The sequence below is a fragment of the Streptomyces sp. NPDC004284 genome (genome assembly GCF_042874035.1).
Lineage (GTDB): Bacteria > Actinomycetota > Actinomycetes > Streptomycetales > Streptomycetaceae > Streptomyces.
On record NZ_JBIAMJ010000010.1, the window covers coordinates 76,007 to 93,014 of the forward strand.

11 protein-coding genes are annotated in these 17,008 nt (G+C 72.7%); 6 read left to right on the forward strand and 5 right to left on the reverse strand.

The features are described from left to right. Window positions 1-12: 12 nt before the first annotated feature. The 5 genes from ACFYUS_RS24865 to ACFYUS_RS24885 form a co-directional block, all read right to left on the reverse strand. On the reverse strand, window positions 13-2,850 hold the full coding sequence (locus ACFYUS_RS24865; RefSeq protein ID WP_388856082.1) for a hypothetical protein: 2,838 nt from the start codon (window positions 2,848-2,850) through the stop codon (window positions 13-15). Further along, the gene (locus tag ACFYUS_RS24870; protein ID WP_388856084.1) at window positions 2,799-3,920 is read right to left on the reverse strand and encodes an AAA family ATPase; all 1,122 of its coding nucleotides are present in this window, start codon (window positions 3,918-3,920) and stop codon (window positions 2,799-2,801) included. The genes ACFYUS_RS24865 and ACFYUS_RS24870 overlap by 52 nt, the downstream gene beginning before the upstream one ends. A gap of 18 nt (window positions 3,921-3,938) precedes the next feature. Next, a complete protein-coding gene (locus tag ACFYUS_RS24875) occupies window positions 3,939-5,255 on the reverse strand; it encodes a VWA domain-containing protein (protein WP_388856476.1) in 1,317 nt (438 codons plus the stop codon). Window positions 5,256-5,479: 224 nt separating this feature from the next. Further along, on the reverse strand, window positions 5,480-6,874 hold the full coding sequence (locus tag ACFYUS_RS24880) for a hypothetical protein (protein ID WP_388856087.1): 1,395 nt from the start codon (window positions 6,872-6,874) through the stop codon (window positions 5,480-5,482). After that, window positions 6,874-7,377 carry a hypothetical protein gene (locus ACFYUS_RS24885; RefSeq protein WP_388856089.1) on the reverse strand — a complete coding sequence of 168 codons (504 nt, stop codon included), beginning with the start codon at window positions 7,375-7,377 and terminating at the stop codon, window positions 6,874-6,876. Before ACFYUS_RS24885 ends, ACFYUS_RS24880 begins: the two co-directional genes overlap by 1 nt. A gap of 683 nt (window positions 7,378-8,060) precedes the next feature. Here ACFYUS_RS24885 and ACFYUS_RS24890 point away from each other — a divergent pair. The 6 genes from ACFYUS_RS24890 to asnB all read left to right on the forward strand — a co-directional run bounded on the left by ACFYUS_RS24890 (window position 8,061) and on the right by asnB (window position 16,984). Continuing rightward, entirely contained in the window at window positions 8,061-9,539 is a 1,479-nt protein-coding gene (locus ACFYUS_RS24890; protein ID WP_388856091.1) for a sugar transferase, read from the forward strand. A gap of 73 nt (window positions 9,540-9,612) precedes the next feature. Continuing rightward, window positions 9,613-10,926: a nucleotide sugar dehydrogenase gene (locus ACFYUS_RS24895; RefSeq protein ID WP_388856094.1), complete on the forward strand. Its 1,314-nt coding sequence runs from the start codon at window positions 9,613-9,615 to the stop codon at window positions 10,924-10,926. Continuing rightward, window positions 10,916-12,181, forward strand: coding sequence for a glycosyltransferase family 4 protein (locus ACFYUS_RS24900; protein WP_388856096.1), 1,266 nt, complete (start codon window positions 10,916-10,918; stop codon window positions 12,179-12,181). Before ACFYUS_RS24895 ends, ACFYUS_RS24900 begins: the two co-directional genes overlap by 11 nt. Then, complete coding sequence (locus tag ACFYUS_RS24905) at window positions 12,178-13,545, forward strand: polysaccharide biosynthesis protein (protein WP_388856098.1); 1,368 nt, start codon at window positions 12,178-12,180, stop codon at window positions 13,543-13,545. Before ACFYUS_RS24900 ends, ACFYUS_RS24905 begins: the two co-directional genes overlap by 4 nt. Then, complete coding sequence (locus ACFYUS_RS24910) at window positions 13,542-15,056, forward strand: Wzz/FepE/Etk N-terminal domain-containing protein (RefSeq protein WP_388856101.1); 1,515 nt, start codon at window positions 13,542-13,544, stop codon at window positions 15,054-15,056. The genes ACFYUS_RS24905 and ACFYUS_RS24910 overlap by 4 nt, the downstream gene beginning before the upstream one ends. Window positions 15,057-15,058: 2 nt before the next feature. Continuing rightward, a complete protein-coding gene (gene asnB, locus ACFYUS_RS24915; protein ID WP_388856104.1) occupies window positions 15,059-16,984 on the forward strand; it encodes an asparagine synthase (glutamine-hydrolyzing) in 1,926 nt (641 codons plus the stop codon). Window positions 16,985-17,008: the final 24 nt, after the last annotated feature.

The following is a 17,008-nucleotide window of genomic DNA, read 5'->3' on the forward strand; positions in this document are numbered from 1 at the left end:
GCCGGGGTGGTGTCATCGGGCCATGAGGACGGCCGCCAGTGCCTCGGCCGTGTCCGGGTGGGCGGCGAGGAGTGCCGCGCCCGGCCCGGCCGGGGCCGACGGATCCGTCTCGGTCCATCCCTCCGCGCAGCCGAGGAGCTCCGCGAGGGCGTCGCAGGTCGCCGGGTGGGCGGGGAGGAGCGCCGCTCCCCGAGGGGCGGTGGCCGCGGGGAGGGCGCGCGGCGCGGCCGGTTGCCGCTGCCAGGGCGGGACCCAGGTGTCCAGGGCCGCGAGCCGGGCCGGGAAGATCCGTCCCGCCTCGCGGATGAGCAGCGGGGCCAGCTCCGCGGCGTTCGAGCGGAGGGTCGTGATGAGCGCCGGGAGCCAGGGCAGCAGCACGGCGTCCGGCAGGCGCCCGAAGGCGTTCGACACGGCCTCCACCACCACGTCCGCGAGGCCCGGCACCGGCTCCAGGGCGTGGACGAAGCCGCTGAGGTGGCGCGGGTAGGAGGGCACGGCCAGCGGGTTGGCGAGGAGTTCGTCGCAGCGGGCCCGCAGCTCGCCCCGGGAGAGCGTGCCCAGCTGGACCTGCGCCGCCCACAGCAGGGCCGTCTTCGCCGGGTCCCGCGGGTGCGCCTGGGCGACCGCCAGTTCCAGCTGGGTCCTGTCGCAGCCCAGGGAGAGCGCCAGGTTCTCCATGCTGAACAGGAAGCCCAGCATCGCCGCGACCTGCCCCACCGTCGCGTCCTCGTCCCGGAAAGCCGTCGGCAGCAGCGTGCAGTAGTGCGCGTACCCGGTTCTGACGAAGGACTCGATCCAGGGCGGCAGCACCGGCTCGCTGGTGCGGTAGTACGCGAGGAGTCCGCGCACCCGGCGCAGGACCTCCGGCGCCCCGTCGACCGTGCGCTCCCCCGCCAGGACGTCGAGGGCGCGGGAGCCGAGCTCCTCGGCGAGGCGCCGGCCGCCCAGGTACAGGGTGGCGTCCTCGACGGCCGCGAGGACCTCCGCGGTCGTCGCCCGCGGTCCGTACGCGGTGCGGCGCAGGCGCTGCTCCAGGACCTGTTCGAGGCTCACGCCCTCGTAGCCGAGTTCGATGAGGGCCCGTTGGTGGGTGCCGAGGGCGAGGTCCCAGGACTCCTGGATCGACCGCTCGCCGAGCCGCCGCTCCCCCATGACGGGCCGGGCGGCACCGTGCGGCATCAGACGGCGCAGCATCCACAGGACGTCCGAGCAGGCCCGCAGTTCCGGCCGGGAGGTCATGTCGAGCAGGGCCCGGCGCACCCCGCGCTGCTGGAGGTTCAGCTCCAGGGGTGCCAGGCGGTCGTGGACGTCGCGGGCCAGCGGCGGCAGTGCTTCGTAGCCGACCTGGCCGATCCGGTCGCCGCCCATCATGATCTCGACGAGGCGGCGCACGTCCCGGCGCCCGGGCACCCTGTCCTTCTCGATGCAGGTGACCGCGGCGTCCTGGAAGTCGTACGGCGTGGGCTTGGCCCGGTCCCGCATCCCGGCGAGGAGGATCGACGTCTCGAAGACGGCGATCGCGTCGGCGGTGGAGGCGAGGTAGCCGTTGCGGCGGGCGGCGCGGACGATGTCCACGGACCAGCCGAGCAGTTCGGTCTCGTCGAGGGTGTCGAGGACCGGCGGCTTCTGGAGGAAGCCGGAGAGCCGGTCCTCGGCCGGTGCCTCGGCGGCGGGAAGGGCGGCCGGCGCGACCGCCTTCGCCCCCGTGCGCTTCGTGCCGGCCTGGCCGTCCAGGCGGTACGGCTTCACCCGGGTGCGCTTGAGGTTCTTCGTCCACTGCGTCGCCGCGATCGACACGGATCCGGGGGCGAGGCCGAACTGGGCCTCGATCGCGGCGTTGCTGGAGGGGATGAGCCCGTACTGCCAGGTCGTGGCCGTGCGGGGCGGGACGGCGAAGCCGTCGCCGCCGTGCACGCCGAACTCCTCGACGCGGCTGGCCGCGTGGAAGGCGCCGCAGACGTACAGGCAGTCCGCCGGGTCGGTGCCGGTCGCGGCCAGGTGCTCGCGCATCCGGGTCCACATGTGGCGCTCGCGGTCCTCGTCGACGCGGACGCGGTCCCCGTCCCCCGGGGCGAGCCGCCGGAACAGGCTGCCGATGAGGAACATGACCTGGCGGTAGGTGTCGTGGTCGCTGTCGCCGAGCGGCACCTCGACGTACTGGTGCCACCACTCCGACCAGTGCCGCACCTTGCCGTGGCGCAGCAGGTGCTCCTCCAGTTCGGCGAAGCGCGGCCGCAGGTCGCCGATCTCGACGCCGACGGCCTCGCCGTGGAGCGCGGCCTCGGTGCCGCCCTCCTCGGGGGTGGCCGGCTCGTCGGTGCGCTCGTGCCGCGGGTCCCACTGGAAGACGTGGTCGGAGGAGCGGTCGACGAGGACCAGTTCCACGCCGGGGGTGTCGAGGGCGTAGGCGATGGCCTGGTACTCGGCGGAGGCCTCGGTGATCGGGGCGACGACGGACAGCGGTGCCCAGTCGGCCGGGAAGCCGTCGATGTCGCTCGCGAACGCCTGCACGGCCACCGGAAGCCGGCAGTTGCGCAGCTCGGTGAGGAGCGGCGCCATGTCCTCGCACAGCTCCAGGTAGACGACCTTGGGCTGCTTCTCGCGCAGCCGGCGGGCCATGGCGAGGGCGGAGGCGGGCGAGTGATGACAGACGGGGAAGATCTCCAGCGGTTCCTCCACCGCTCGGTCGACGTCGTCGACCAGGCCGAGGAGGATGCCTTCCAGGGCGTCCGGCCCGTCGGCGAACTCGGCTGCCGCCTCGTGCAGTTGACCGCGCAGCGCGGTGAAAGGGGTCCCGGTCACGACAGCTTCGCGATCGCTTCGCGGCCGCCTTCGAGGAACTCGGGCCATGAGCCGCCCTCCTCCTTGCCGCGCGGCTCGACGACGCCGTGCAGGTACTTGTTGAGGATGGCCAGGTCCTCCGGCTCGCGCCGGGCGAGCGTGCCGACCAGCGAGGCGGCGAGGGTGCGGGCGGTCAGGGTGCGCTCGCCGAAGAAGTTGCCGTGCAGGATGGAGTCCTCCAGGACGCCGATCTGCTCGGCGGTGGAGAGGGCGGACTCCAGCTTCTCGTCGTCGCTGCCGGCCGCGGCGGCGGAGGCCCGCAGGTCGGCGAAGCTCTGGAGGAGGACGTCGAGGAGGGTCGGCGGCACGTCCAGTTCGATGGCGTGCCGGCGCAGCAGCTCCTCGGTGCGGAAGCGGACGATCTCGGCCTCGCTCTTCTTGTTCGTCACGACCGGGATGCGGACGAAGTTGAAGCGGCGCTTGAGCGCGGAGGAGAGGTCGTTGACGCCGCGGTCGCGGCTGTTGGCGGTGGCGATGACCGAGAAGCCGGGCTTGGCGAAGACGATGTTCTCGCCGTCGGCGCCGTCGAGTTCGGGGACGGAGATGTACTTCTCGGAGAGGATCGAGATGAGCGCGTCCTGGACGTCGCTGGTGGAGCGGGTCAGCTCCTCGAAGCGGCCGATGGTGCCGGTCTCCATCGCGGTCATGATCGGCGAGGGGATCATCGACGCGCGGGACTGGCCCTTGGCGATGACCATCGACACGTTCCAGGAGTACTTGATGTGGTCCTCGGTCGTGCCGGCCGTGCCCTGGACCACCTGCGTGGAGTTGCGGCTGATCGCGGCCGCGAGGAGTTCGGCGAGCCAGCTCTTTCCGGTGCCGGGGTCGCCGATGAGGAGCAGGCCGCGGTCGGAGGCGAGGGTGACGATGGAGCGCTCGACGAAGCTGCGGTCGCCGAACCACTTCTGCGCCACCTCCCGGTCGAGGCCGTCGGCGCGCTCGGAGCCGAGGATGAACAGGCGGACCATCTTCGGGGACAGGCGCCAGGAGAAGGGCTTGGGGTTGTCGTCGACGGACTCCAGCCAGTCGAGTTCCTCGGCGTACTTGATCTCGGCGGGAGCGCGGAGCAGGTCGGACATGTGCGAAGCCTTTCGGTCTCAGGTGAGGAAGGTCTTGAGCTCGTGCACGAGCTTGTCGATGTGGCCGGAGATCACCGGGGTGCCGAGCGCCTTGAAGCGCTCCCGGAACCAGGGGTTGACCTCCTGGCGTCCGGAGCTGGTCACCGAGCCCACGGGGATGAACCGCACCCCGGAGCGGTGGACCTCCTCGATGCCCTCGAACAGCGGCTGCGAGCGGTCGAACTCGTAGAAGTCGGAGATCCAGACCATGACGGTGTTCTTCGGCTCGGCGATCTTCGGCCGGGCCATGGCCATCGCCACCGGCCCGTCGTTGCCGCCGCCGAGGTTGGTGCGCAGCAATACGTCGAAGGGGTCGTGCACCCAGGGCGTGAGGTCGATCGCGCGGGTGTCGTACGCGATGAGGTGGACGTCCACCTTGGGCAGCCCGGCGAAGATCGAGGCGAGGATGGTGCAGTTGACCATCGAGTCGACCATGGAACCGGACTGGTCCACGACGACGACGAGTCGCTGGGGTGTGGTCCTGCGGACGGTGTGCCGGTAGTAGAGGCGGTCGACGTAGAGCCGCTCCTCCTCCGGGCTCCAGTGGGTGAGGTTCTTCCAGATGGTGCGGTCGAGGTCGAGGTTCCGGAAGACCCGCTTGGGCGGGACCGAGCGGTCGAGCTCACCGGCGGTGGCCTTCTCGACCTGCGTACGGAGCACCTGGGCGACCTCGTCGACGTACCGCCTGATCAGCGCCTTGGCGTTGGCCAGCGCCACGCCGGAGAGGTTGCCCTTGTCGCGCAGCAGCTGCTCGATCAGGGACATGCTGGGGGTGAGCCGGGCGGCCAGCGCGGGATCGGCCAGCACTTCGCGCAGGTGCATGCGCCGGACGAGGTCGGCCTCGATGGCGCCCAGTTCGGTTCCGAGGCCGCCGCGCGGCCCGCCGGGCAGGTCGCCGAGCGCGCGCTCCAGCCAGCCCGCGTCCGACTGCCAGCGGGCCAGCTGTCCGGCGGACACGGTGCCGGAGCCGGTGGCGAAGACGTTCAGCAGCAGCTTCGACGCGAGCGCGGCGCGCCGGACCTCGGCGGCGCGGTCGCGCGCACCGTCCGGCTCCGGCTCCGGCGCCATCAGGCCGTCGAACTCCTCGGCCAGCCCGGGATGGCGCTGGACCACGGAGTCCACGGACGCTCCCGGGTCGAGCAGCGCGGACGGCAGCCCGATGTCCTCGACGACGGCGAGGCTCGCCGCTTCCAGGGCGCCCTGCTCCTCGGGGTCGAAGAGCCGGGCGAGGAGCCGCCAGTAGAGGACCTGCCGCCGGTTGACATCGGGGTCGGGTCCGTCCGGCACCTCCGTCACGGGGCCGGCCGGGGCGGCGGGGTCGGTCACGCCGGTGGAGTCGGTCGTGGCGGCGGGGCCGGTGGGACCGCTCACTCCGGTCGAGACGTCGGAGCCGATGGGGCCGCCCACGCCGGCCGAGACGTCGGAGCCGATGGGACCGCTCACGCCGGTCACTCCGGTCGAGACGGCCGCCCCGGTCGAAGCCGTGCCGCCGGCCTCCCCGGTCGAGAAGGTCGCTTCGTTCATGAGCGCAGCAGCTTTCCGGCTCGTTCGCGCAGGACGGTGACCGCGTCGGTGGCCGCCTTCTCCGCGCGGACTCCGGCCTTGTCGGTGGTGGTGCCGGCCCAGGCGCCCGCGTGGACGGCGACGGTCTTCTTGCGGACGGTCGTCTCGACGGCGAGGGGCTGGAGGAGGAAGGCTCCGGCGTCCCAGCGGAGGAGGCCCAGGCAGGCGTGGGACGCGGCGATCGTCTCCGGGGCGAGCGGACCGGCGGCCGGCGCGCGGTCCGTGTCGACGGCCAGTCGGTGGCCCGCGACCGTGAACGTCAGCGGCCCGTCGTCCTCGCGCTCCGCCGCGTACCCCTCCAGGAGGACGGGCACGGCGAGCCGTACGGGGTGGCGGTCCAGCGGGGCGGTGACGGGGTCGGTCGCGGTGGCGAGGACGACGCGGGCGGTGGCGAAGGGGTCGGCGGGCTCCCCCGCACGGGCGTGCTCGTCGTCCCAGAGGAGGTCGCCCTCCGCGGTGACGGGCATGGCGTCGAGCTCCATGGCGCGGCCCTCGCTCACGGCGGCGAGGAGTGACATGCGGGGCCGGAGCAGCTGCCAGAGCCCGGCGCCGACGACGGTGTCGGGCTTGGGCGCGGACACCGCGGCCCGGACCAGGCGCGGTGCGGTGCCGTCGGCCGGTTCGAGCACGGCGTGGACCTGGGCCTGTACGGCGGTCGCGTGCTCCTGCACGTCGACGCCGAGGGGCAGCAGGCGGCCGGTCGCGGTGGACACGGCGGGTGTGCGGGCGGCTCCGGGCAGGGTCAGCAGGAGGGCGCGCGACCACAGGTCGGCCCAGCGGCGCGCCGGGACGCGCTCCAGGGTGGCCCCGGGGCAGGACGCGGCGAGTTCGGCGGCGAAGCCGTCGAGGAGCGTCGCCTGCCGGCGGAGCGCGGGGTCCGGCAGCATCGCGGAGACCACGGGTGCGGCACCGCCGACGAGCTCGTGGTCGATGCCCTGCCAGCCCGCGCGGGCGAGGTCGCACAGCCAGGCGCGGGCGGCGGCCAGGACGTTCGCGGCGGACTCCTCCCCGCCGGCGGCCCGGGGCGGCAGCTCGGCGGAGGGGCGGCCGGTGACGTCCCCGACGCGGGCCGTCAGGGCGTCGTGGACGGAGCCCAGGAGCGCGGTGCGGGCGGCGGCGAGCGCGACGAAGTGGTCCTCGCCTGCGGTGCCGGCCGCGGCCTTGTCGGCGGCCTCGGCGACGAGGGAGGCGAGCGGTGTGCCGGTGAGGGCGGCCACGAGCGTGGCGAGCCCGTCGGTCTGGGCGGGCTGCGGGCGGAGCAGGCCGGCGACGAGGGCGTCGTCGAAGGCGTCCACGGCGGCCAGCGCCTCGTCGAGTCCGTCGATGGGGTCGTCGAGCAGGTCCGTACGCATCAGGCGACCGCCCTCGTCGGCGGGAACCACTGCATCTCGGGCAACGGCGCGGTGACCGGCTCCAGTTCGAGATAGGCGAGGTGCCGCAGGAAGCGGCTGAACACCGGGGCGGCGGCGGAGGTGTCGCCCTGCGCGGGACGTGTGGCGGTCATCGCCGAGACGAGCGCGTCGGCGTCGGGCTCGGCGTCCGGGGCATCGGCCTTCAGATAGCGGGCGACGCGCTGCGCTCCGTACTGCAGGACGGCCTCGGTGACGAGCGCGCGGATGTGGTTGCAGAAGGAGCCGCGCGCGCCGCCGCAGGGGCGGTTGTTGTTGGTGCTGCACGCGAACGCGTACGTCCCGGCGGCGATCGAGGACACGTACACGCGCCCGATGTCGGACCCGCTGGACACCACGCCCTGCAACCGCCCGTCGGCCAGCTCGACGAACGGCACCTTGGCAAGTTTCCGCGGCCGCGCGGGCGGTACCACCCGTGCCGCGCTCGACCTCTCCCAGACCGGCAACGCACTTCTCCCATGCACGTCAAAGGGGATGTTCACGCCGGAGCGGCGGAACATCGACAACGTATCCCCGCCCACTGACAACGCCCTCCGGACGCCGTCGGGCGAGGGCGCCCGGCGGGTGGTCGGATACCTCCAACTCCCGTATGAGGAAAGGCGTCAAAGGAGTGACGCCCTGGTGAAGAGCGCGGATCGACGGCCTCCGGACACGCGGACAGGTTAAAAAACAAGCCAAGCTCAAACCGGCCTCAAGTGCCGTGTGCCCTTCCGGACTTCCGGCGCCTACAGCCCGCTCAGCACCCGTCACCACAGGTCACAAGGGCATGCCTCCGTCGACGGGCCCTCTTCGGGCGGCTGACCGGCGGCGGATCAACCTCCAAAGGTTCAGCACAAGTTGCGCACATCCCTCTTCTGGAGGGCCGCGATGCTCTAGATTGACCTTGCTTCACAAGCCCGGACACCAGGCGACAAATGATGATCAATCGCCTGGAGGGGTGTCCGGGCAGCGCTGCGGCGGTCGGTGCGTCATTCGCGGGGTGGGCGGATGCCTTCCGGTGAGAGGAACAGCGCGACGCGGGGGGCGGGGGCCTCCCGAGGGGAGGATCAGCGCGGGAGGCGGGGGTCTCCCGGGGGGAGGAACCGTGTGGAGCGAACACGTCCAGTCCAGTGGTGCCCGGGGGGGTTCTGTGCAGCAGCGGGAATTGGTCGCCCCGTTCCCATCGGGAGGCGACCGGCTGGAGAACGGCTCGATCAGCCGGCCCTCGTTCGACTGGGAGCAGCGCTACCGCCGTGCCGTGATCACCAGTGACACGGTGGCCACCGCCTTCGTGGTGGCGGCGATAGGCGGCTTCTTCGGGGCCAGGGACGCGGCCAACTGGCACGAGAAGTGGAGATTCCTCGCCATCGGCACCGAGCTGCTGGTCCTGGGGACCCTCGCGGTGAGCCGGTCGTGGGCTCCCGCCGTGCTCGGCCAGGGCGCCGAGGAGTTCCGCCGGCTCGGACGCTCCCTGTTCACCTCCGCCGTCGTACTGGCGCTGAGCGGGATCGCCCTCGGCTCGCGCAACATCAAGCTCTGGATCTTCGTCGCGATCCCGGCGATCGCGCTCGTCACCATGACCGAGCGGTATCTGCTGCGTCTCTGGCTGCACAAGCAGCGGAAGGACGGGCGGTGCCTGCGCCCGGTGCTCGCCGCCGGAAGCCTCGCCACCGTGCGCGACCTGATCACCCGGACCCGCAAGTTCCCGCACCTCGGCTGGCGGGTGGAGGCGGTGTGCACGGCGGACAGCCCCGGGCCCGACGGCGACCAGCTGGACGGTGTGCCGGTCGTCGGCCGGCTGACCGACGTCGCGGGTCACGTCCGCCGCAACGGCTACCGGGTCGTCGCGGTCACGCCGGACCCGCACTGGTCGCCCGACCGGCTCCAGCGGCTGGCCTGGAACCTCGAGGGCAGCGACGCCGAGATGGTCGTGGCCCCCGTGCTCATGGAGGTGGCCGGCCCCCGGCTGCACGTCGACGCGGTGCTCGGGATCCCCCTGCTGCGGGTCAGCATGCCGACCTTCACCGGTGGCCGCCGCGCGGTCAAGGAGGTCGCCGACCGGATGGGCGCGGCGGTCCTGCTGCTGCTGTTCGCCCCGCTGATGTTACTCGTCGGCCTGCTCGTCCTGATGGACAGTCCGGGCGGGGCGGTCTACCGCCAGCGCAGGGTCGGCAAGGACGGCCGCGAGTTCACCATCCTCAAGTTCCGCACCATGGTCTCCGGGGCGCACAAGGCACGCGCCCAGCTGGCCGAACTCGACGAGGGTGCCGGGCTGTTGTTCAAGGTCCGCCGGGATCCCCGGGTGACCCGGGTGGGTGCGGTGCTGCGCCGCTACTCGCTCGACGAGCTCCCGCAGCTGTTCAACGTGCTCACCGGCTCGATGTCGCTGGTCGGACCGCGGCCCCCACTGCCGGAGGAGTCCGCCGCGTACAACCAGGACATCCGGCGGCGGCTGCTCGTCAAGCCCGGCCTCACCGGCCTGTGGCAGATCAGCGGACGCAGCGATCTGCCGTGGGAGGAGGCGGTCCGGCTGGACCTGCGGTACGTGGAGGACTGGTCGCTCGCCCTCGACGCGGTGATCTTGTGGAAGACGCTGCGCGCGGTGCTCTACGGGCACGGGGCCTACTGATGCAGCGGGAGCGTCGCCCGGTCGGCGCGCGAACGGCAGACCACAGGGGTCTGCCCTGGGGGAGGAACGGGTCATGAGGGTCAGCGTCTTCGGGCTCGGCTACGTGGGCTGCGTATCGGCAGCCTGCCTGGCCAGCATGGGTCACGAGGTCATCGGGGTGGACGTGAACCAGGTCAAGGTCGACCTGGTCAACGAGGGCAAGGCGCCCGTGGTCGAGGAGCGGATCGGCGAGCTCATCGCCGAGGTCGTGCGGACCGGGGCGCTCCGCGCCACCCGTGACGTCCGCGAGGCGATCGCGGACAGCGAGGTGTCGCTGATCTGCGTCGGCACGCCGTCGGAACCCAACGGCAGCCTGTGCACCACGTACCTGGAGCGGGTCACCGAGGAGATCGGCGCCGCGGTGGCCGAGCGGGGCGGGCGGCAGACCATCGTCTTCCGCAGCACCATGCTCCCGGGCACCTGCCTGGACCTGCTGGTGCCGATCCTGGAGAAGTTCGCCGGCACCGCCGGGGTGGACTTCGGGGTCGCGGTCAACCCGGAGTTCCTGCGCGAGGGCACGAGCGTGCGGGACTTCTTCGACCCGCCGAAGACCGTCATCGGCGAGCTCGACGCGGCGAGCGGCGACGTGGTGGCGGCGCTCTACGAGGGGCTGCCCGGCGAGGTGTTCCGGGTGCCGGTCCCGGTCGCCGAGGCGATCAAGTACGCGGACAACGCGTTCCACGGCCTCAAGATCGGCTTCGCGAACGAGCTGGGCGCGGTGTGCCAGGCGCTCGGGGTGGACTCGCACCAGGTGATCGACGTGTTCCTGGCCGACCGCAAGCTGAACATCAGCCCCGCCTATCTGCGGCCCGGCTTCGCCTTCGGCGGCTCCTGCCTGCCCAAGGACCTGCGCAGCCTCGTCCACGCGGCACAGCGGGCCGACGTCTCGGTGCCCATCCTCTCCCACGTACTGGCCTCCAACGCCGACCATCTGCAGCGCGCGGTGGACATGGTCGAGCGCACCGGCAGACGCCGGGTGGGCCTGTTCGGCCTCTCCTTCAAACCCGGCACCGACGACCTCCGTGAGAGCCCGCTCGTCGAGCTGGCGGAGAGGCTCTTCGGCAAGGGGTACGACCTGCGGATCTACGACCCCAACGTGAACCTCTCCCGGCTGCTCGGCGCGAACCGCGAGTACATCGAGACCCGGCTGCCGCACCTCGCGCAGCTGCTCGTGGAGTCCGTCGACGAGGTGATCGAGCATGCCGAGGTGTGCCTCGTCGGGACCAGGGATCCCGCCGTGCTGTCGGCGCTGCCCCATGGTGACGCCCCGGTGATCGTCGACCTCATCCATCTTCCCGACGCCGACGCGCGCCGGACCGAACCGGGGTACATGGGCCTTGCTTGGTGACACGACCAGCGGCGGCGGGCGGGCCCGCCGCGCGCTGATCCTGGTGGAGAACCTGTCGGTGCCGTTCGACCGGCGGGTGTGGCAGGAGTGCACGACACTGCGCGACGCGGGCTGGGAGGTGCACGTCATCTGCCCCCGCGGGGAGAAGCGGGACACGGAGGCGGAGGCGGAGATCGACGGGGTGCGGATCCACCGCTACCCGCTGCGCGCGGCCACCGGAGGACCGGCCGGTTTCCTCCAGGAGTACGGAACGGCGTTGTGGCACACGGTCCGGCTGGCCCGCAAGGTCGGCCCGGTCGACGTCGTGCACGCCTGCAACCCGCCGGACCTGCTGTTCCTGCCCGCCCTGTGGCTGAAGCGGCAGGGGGCGCGGTTCGTCTTCGACCAGCACGACCTGGTGCCCGAGCTGTACCTCTCCCGGTTCGACCGCGGCAAGGACCTGCTCTACCGCGCCGTGTGCGCGCTGGAACGGATGACCTACCGGGCCGCCGACGTGGTGCTCGCCACGAACGAGAGCTACCGGGAGGTCGCGCAGCGCCGTGGCGGCAAGCGGCCGGAGGACGTCTTCGTGGTGCGCAGCGCGCCCGACATCGACCGGTTCCACCCCGTGCCGGCCGAGCCGGAGCTGAAGCGCGGCAAGCCCCATCTGCTGTGCTACCTCGGCGTCATGGGTCCGCAGGACGGCGTCGACTACGCCTTGCGGGCCCTCGCGAAGCTGCGCGACGAGCTCGGGCGGACCGACTGGCACGCCGTCTTCGTCGGCTCCGGCGACGCCTTCGACGACATGGTGGCGCTGTCCCGGCGGCTCGGGCTCTCGGAGCAGGTGCAGTTCACCGGGCGCATACCGGACGCCGACCTGGTGCGCTACCTGTCCACCGCGGACGTGTGCCTCTCCCCCGACCCGCGCAATCCGCTCAACGACGTGTCGACGATGAACAAGGTCCTGGAGTACATGGTGATGGGCCGGCCGATCGTCTCGTTCGACCTCCGGGAGGCGCGGGTCTCCGCCGGTGACGCCGCCGTGTACGCGCCCGCCGACGACGAGGCCGCGTTCGCCGGGCTCGTGTCGCAACTGCTCGACGATCCGGAGGAGCGCGCCCGGATGGGCAAGATCGGCCAGGAGCGGATCGGCGGGCAGCTCTCCTGGAAGCACTCCCAGCAAGCGCTGCTGGCCGCCTACGCCGCGGCCTGCCGTGACCAGAATCCGTCGTCGGCGGGCGACCCGGACCGGGCGGGGACGAGGCCGCACAGTTGAGCGACGACACGATACGCCTGGTCACGCTCGGGCGGATCATCCGTCGGCGCGGACGGTTCCTCACCGTCCTCGCGCTGATGGGTGCACTCGTCGGCTACGGCGCCTCCGTGGTGTTCCCGCCGCGCTACACGACGTCGGCGTCGGTCCTGCTGCCGGGGGCGTGGCAGGAGCGCGAGCTGATGACCCAGGCGCAGGTCGCGACCAGTTCGGTGGTGCTCGACCGCGTGGCCACCACACTGGGCTGGCCCGGGGTCGACGGCATCGAGCTGCGCGACCGGCTGCGCGCCGAGGCCACCGACGGGAACATCATCAAGATCTCGGGCACGGCCGACACCCCGGAGCACGCCCAGCTGCTCTCCGACCAGGTGGCGCAGGAGTTCGTCTCGTTCGCCACACGGGTCGTGGGCGACGAGACCGACCCCGAGGCGGCGTCGCGGCTCGAAGCGCTGCGGAAGTCGGTGGCGCAGACCAACCGTCGCATCACCGAGCTGGCCGACGCGGCCGGTACGGGGCGGAGCGTGGAGAGCGTGCAGACCCGCACGGAGCTCGCGAAGCTGCGGACCTCCCTGCAGGAGGCCATCGACAAGATGGACCAGGCCGCCCCGACCGCCGGCAAGGCGAACATGGTCGTCATGGGGCCGTCCCCCCGGCCGGTCGGCGAGGCGCCGCCGACGAGGGTGCAGCTCATCGGCGGCGGGGCGCTGCTGTTCTTCCTGCTCGCGGTCATCGGTCACCTCGCCGCCGCGCGGGTGAGCCGTCGGCTGCGCACCGAGCCGGAGATCACCACGGCGCTGGGCTCGGCGCTCCTCGGCACCGTGGACGTGCCCGGTGAGCGGGCCGCGTACCGCCCCAAGGGCCGTGGCCCGCGGGCCCGGATCCGCCGGCTGCTCGGTGTCGACGTCCGGTGGGACGTACCGGCCCCGCAGGCCTCCGGCGACGAGGCCGGCCGCCGGATCCGCTACCAGCGGGTGTGCGCCCGCCTCCGCGACCGGCTGCCGGCCCCCCGGCGGCTCCTCGTGGTCGTCCCGGACGGCGACGGGATCGCCCACCGGGCCGCCGGACGGCTCGCGACCGAGGCCGGGAGCGATCCCGCGCTGCGGGTGGTGGAGGTCTCGGTGGACCGGCCGATGGTGCCGGACCGCGGCACCGAGTCGGGTGCCCTGGTCGTGCTCAGCGCGGGTCACTGGACCGCGGCCGAGCTCGCCGGCATCGCCGAGGCGTGCGCCGACGCCGGGCACGAGGTCGTCGGCGTCGTCCTCACGGACACGGTCCGGGCCCGTCCGGCGCGGTCCGGCGGCCGGCCCCGGCACGGCGGCACGCCGGTGCTCATGACGGACGAGGAAACGACGGGGGTCTCAGGGTGACGACGCGTACGACTTCGGAGTCGGCCGCCGCTCCGCTCCTCGACCTGCACTCACTGGTGGTGTCGGTGCGCAGGCGCCGGCGCCTCTGGGGCTGCATGGCGCTCCTCGGGGTGGTCTGCGGCTCGGGATCGGCGATCCTGCTGCCTCCGCCGCCCGCCGCGGTGACCAAGGTGCTGGTCGCCCACCAGGAGGACCAGCCCAGCGACCCCGGGACGCTGATCCGTACCGACGTGGCGCTGCTGCGCACCACGCGGATCGCCGACACGGCCCTGAAGTCGCTCAAGTCCTCGGAGAAGCCCGAGGACTTCATGAAGGACTACGAGGGCAGCGGCCTGACGAACAACGTGCTGGAGATCAAGGTGACGGGCGACAGCGGCGCGGACGCGGTGGCCCGCGCCCAGGCGTTGGCCGACGCGTTCGTCGCGGACCACGTGCGGCGGATACGGGAGAACTCGGACGCCGAGGCCAAGACCCTGCTCGCCCAGCGCGACCGGCTGCAGAGCGAACTCGACCAGGTCAACAAGGCGATCGCGGACGGCTCCAAGGAGAGCGGGCCGAACGCGCCGGCGGACTCGGAGTCGCTCTTCTCCCGCCGGGCCGAACTCACCTCGCAGATCTCCGACTTCGGCCAGCGCGCCTCGCAGGCGAGCATCGGGACGCCCCGGCTCATCGCCGGCACGCAGATCGTGGACGCCCCGCGCACGGTGCGGTACTCCCTGCCGAAGACCGCTGCCACCCACGGCGCGATCGGGCTGGCGCTCGGGCTGGCGCTCGGGCTCGCGGTGGCCTCGGTCGGTTCGGTGGTGGCGGACCGTCCCGTGCTGCGCCGGGACATCGCGGCGAACCTCGGCGCCTCGGTCATCGCCGAGCTCCCCCTCCGGTCGTCCCGCCGTCGGCGGAGGAGGAGCAAGGCGGCGCGGGCGAGGCTCACCGCCTCCCTGGCCCGCACCCTGCGCGGTTCCTCGGAGCCCCTGTCGCTGCTGGAGCTGGGCTGTGCGCGCGCCACGAGCGTGCTCGCCCTGGACCTCGCCGGGGAGCTGTCGGCGGACGGGCCCGTGGTCGTCGTCGACGGTCTGCCCGGCCCGGAGCTCACCGACCGCCGCCCGAGGCCGGGAGACCCGACCGTGGTCGGCGTCGAGCGCGCCGCGGCCGTGGCGCATCAGGAACTCCGCTTCGGCGTCGGCTCGGTGGCGCCCGGTACGGCGTGGACCGACCTGCCGTACCTCGGCACCCGGACCGTGCTGGTCGTGCGTGCCGGGCACGGCAGCGCCGCGTGGCTGCACACCGTGGCGCGACAGCTGGCGGACCAGCGGATCGCGGTGCTCGGCGTGGTGCTGGTCGACCCGGATCCGGGTGACCGGACCGACGGCACGCTGTGGGAGGGGCCGCTCACCGCGCTGCGCGGCCGGAGCGAGTGGCCGGCCCGGCGGAACGGGACGGTCGGACGACGGACGGAGCGACTGCCGATGTGGGCCGCACGGGTCCCGGACAGCGACCAGGAGGTGCGGTAGACATGTGTGGCATCGCAGGCACGTACCGGTGGCCGGACGGAAAGGCCGTGACCGACCGGCTCACCGACGTCCTCGCCCACCGCGGTCCGGACGGGGCGGGCCGGTACAGCCACCCCGTCGGTGACGGCGAGGTGCACCTCGGGCACCGCCGGCTGTCCATCGTCGACCTGTCCGAGACCGGCGCCCAGCCGATGGTGTCGGACGGCCTCGTCCTGACGTACAACGGCGAGCTGTACAACGCTCCCGAGCTGCGTGCCGAACTGGCGGCCGCCGGGGTGCGCTTCCGCGGGTCCTCCGACACCGAGGTGCTCCTGGAGGCCTGGCGGCGCTGGGGCACGGACTGTCTGCCCCGGCTGCGCGGCATGTTCGCGTTCGGCGTCTTCGACGAGCGGACCGGTGAGCTGGTGCTCGCCCGTGACCAGCTCGGCATCAAGCCGCTGTTCCTGCTCCGGCGCGGTGAGGGCGTGGTGTTCGCCTCCGAGCTCAAGGCGCTCGCCGCCGCCACCGGCGGATCCCTCGAAGTGGACCACGCGGCGCTCGTGGCCTCGCTCCTCTACTACTGGGTGCCGGACTCGCGGTGCGCGTTCCGCGAGGCGGAGAAGCTGCCGCCCGGCAGCTGGCTCCGGTGCCGGCCCGACGGCCGGGTGGAGCGCGGCCGGTTCTGGCATCTGAAGGAGGTCGCCGCCGAGGGCCGGGAGCGGGCCCTGGCCGGCGAGCGGCCCGACATCGCCGCCGTCGTCGAGGAGTCGACCCGGCGCCATCTGCTGGCGGACGTGCCGGTGGCGACCTTCCTCTCCGGCGGGCTCGACTCCAGCTGGCTGACCGCGCTCGCGTCCCGCCACCAGCCCGGGATCTCCGCCTACACGATCGGGTTCCGCGCCGAGGACGCCAGGTTCGAGGCGATGCCGGACGACCTGCGCTACGCCCGGCAGGTGGCCGAGCGGTTCGGCGTCGACCTGCACGAGATCGAGATCGCTCCGGACGTGCTCGACCTGCTGCCACGGATGACGCACCATCTGGACGAGCCGATCGGCGACCCCGCCGCGATCAACACGTTCCTGATCTGCTCGGCCGCCCGGGAGGCCGGGGTCAAGGTGATGCTGTCGGGCATGGGGGCCGACGAGCTGTTCGCCGGTTACCGCAAGCACCTGGCCAATCTGATCGCGCTGCGCTACCAGCGCGTCCCGCGGCCCCTGCGGCGCGGCCTGTCCGCGGCCGTGGACCGGCTGCCGGTCGCCTCGGCCCGCCGGGGGTACCGGTCGGTGCGGTTCGCGAAGCGGTTCCTCTCCTTCGCGGACCTGCCGGAGGAGACCGCGTTCCGGCGCAGCTACACCATGTACGACCAGGAGGAGCTGCTCGCCCTGATCGATCCGGACCTGGCCGGGACGGTCGACGACGTGCTGACCGAGCATGCGGACGTCTACGAGGACAACGAGCTCGACGACTTCGTGAACCGCATGTGCCTGGGCGACGCCCGGATGTTCCTGCCGGGTCTGAACCTCGCGTACACGGACCGGTCGAGCATGGCCGCGTCGACCGAGGTGCGGGTCCCGTACGTGGACGTCGAGGTGGTGAAGGCGGCGTTCGCCGTGCCCGGCGACCGCAAGATCGTCGGGCGGCAGGGCAAGGCCGTCCTCAAGGAGGCGGCCACCTCGATCCTGCCCCGGGAGATCGTGTACCGGCCCAAGGGCCTGTTCAGCGCCCCGCTGCGCGCCTGGATGAGCCGGGATCTGGCGCCGCTGGTGCGCGAGGTGGTGAACGACGGCGTGCTCGTGCGCTCCGGGTTCCTGCGCCGTGACGCGCTGGCCCGGATGGTCGCCGAGGACGCCGCCGGGCAGCGGGACTTCTCCAAGCATCTGTGGCATGTGCTGACCCTCGAGTACTGGTATCGCGGCGCGACCTCCGGGTCCGGGCTGAACGCGCGCTAGAAGGCGTAGAAACAAGGGGACTTC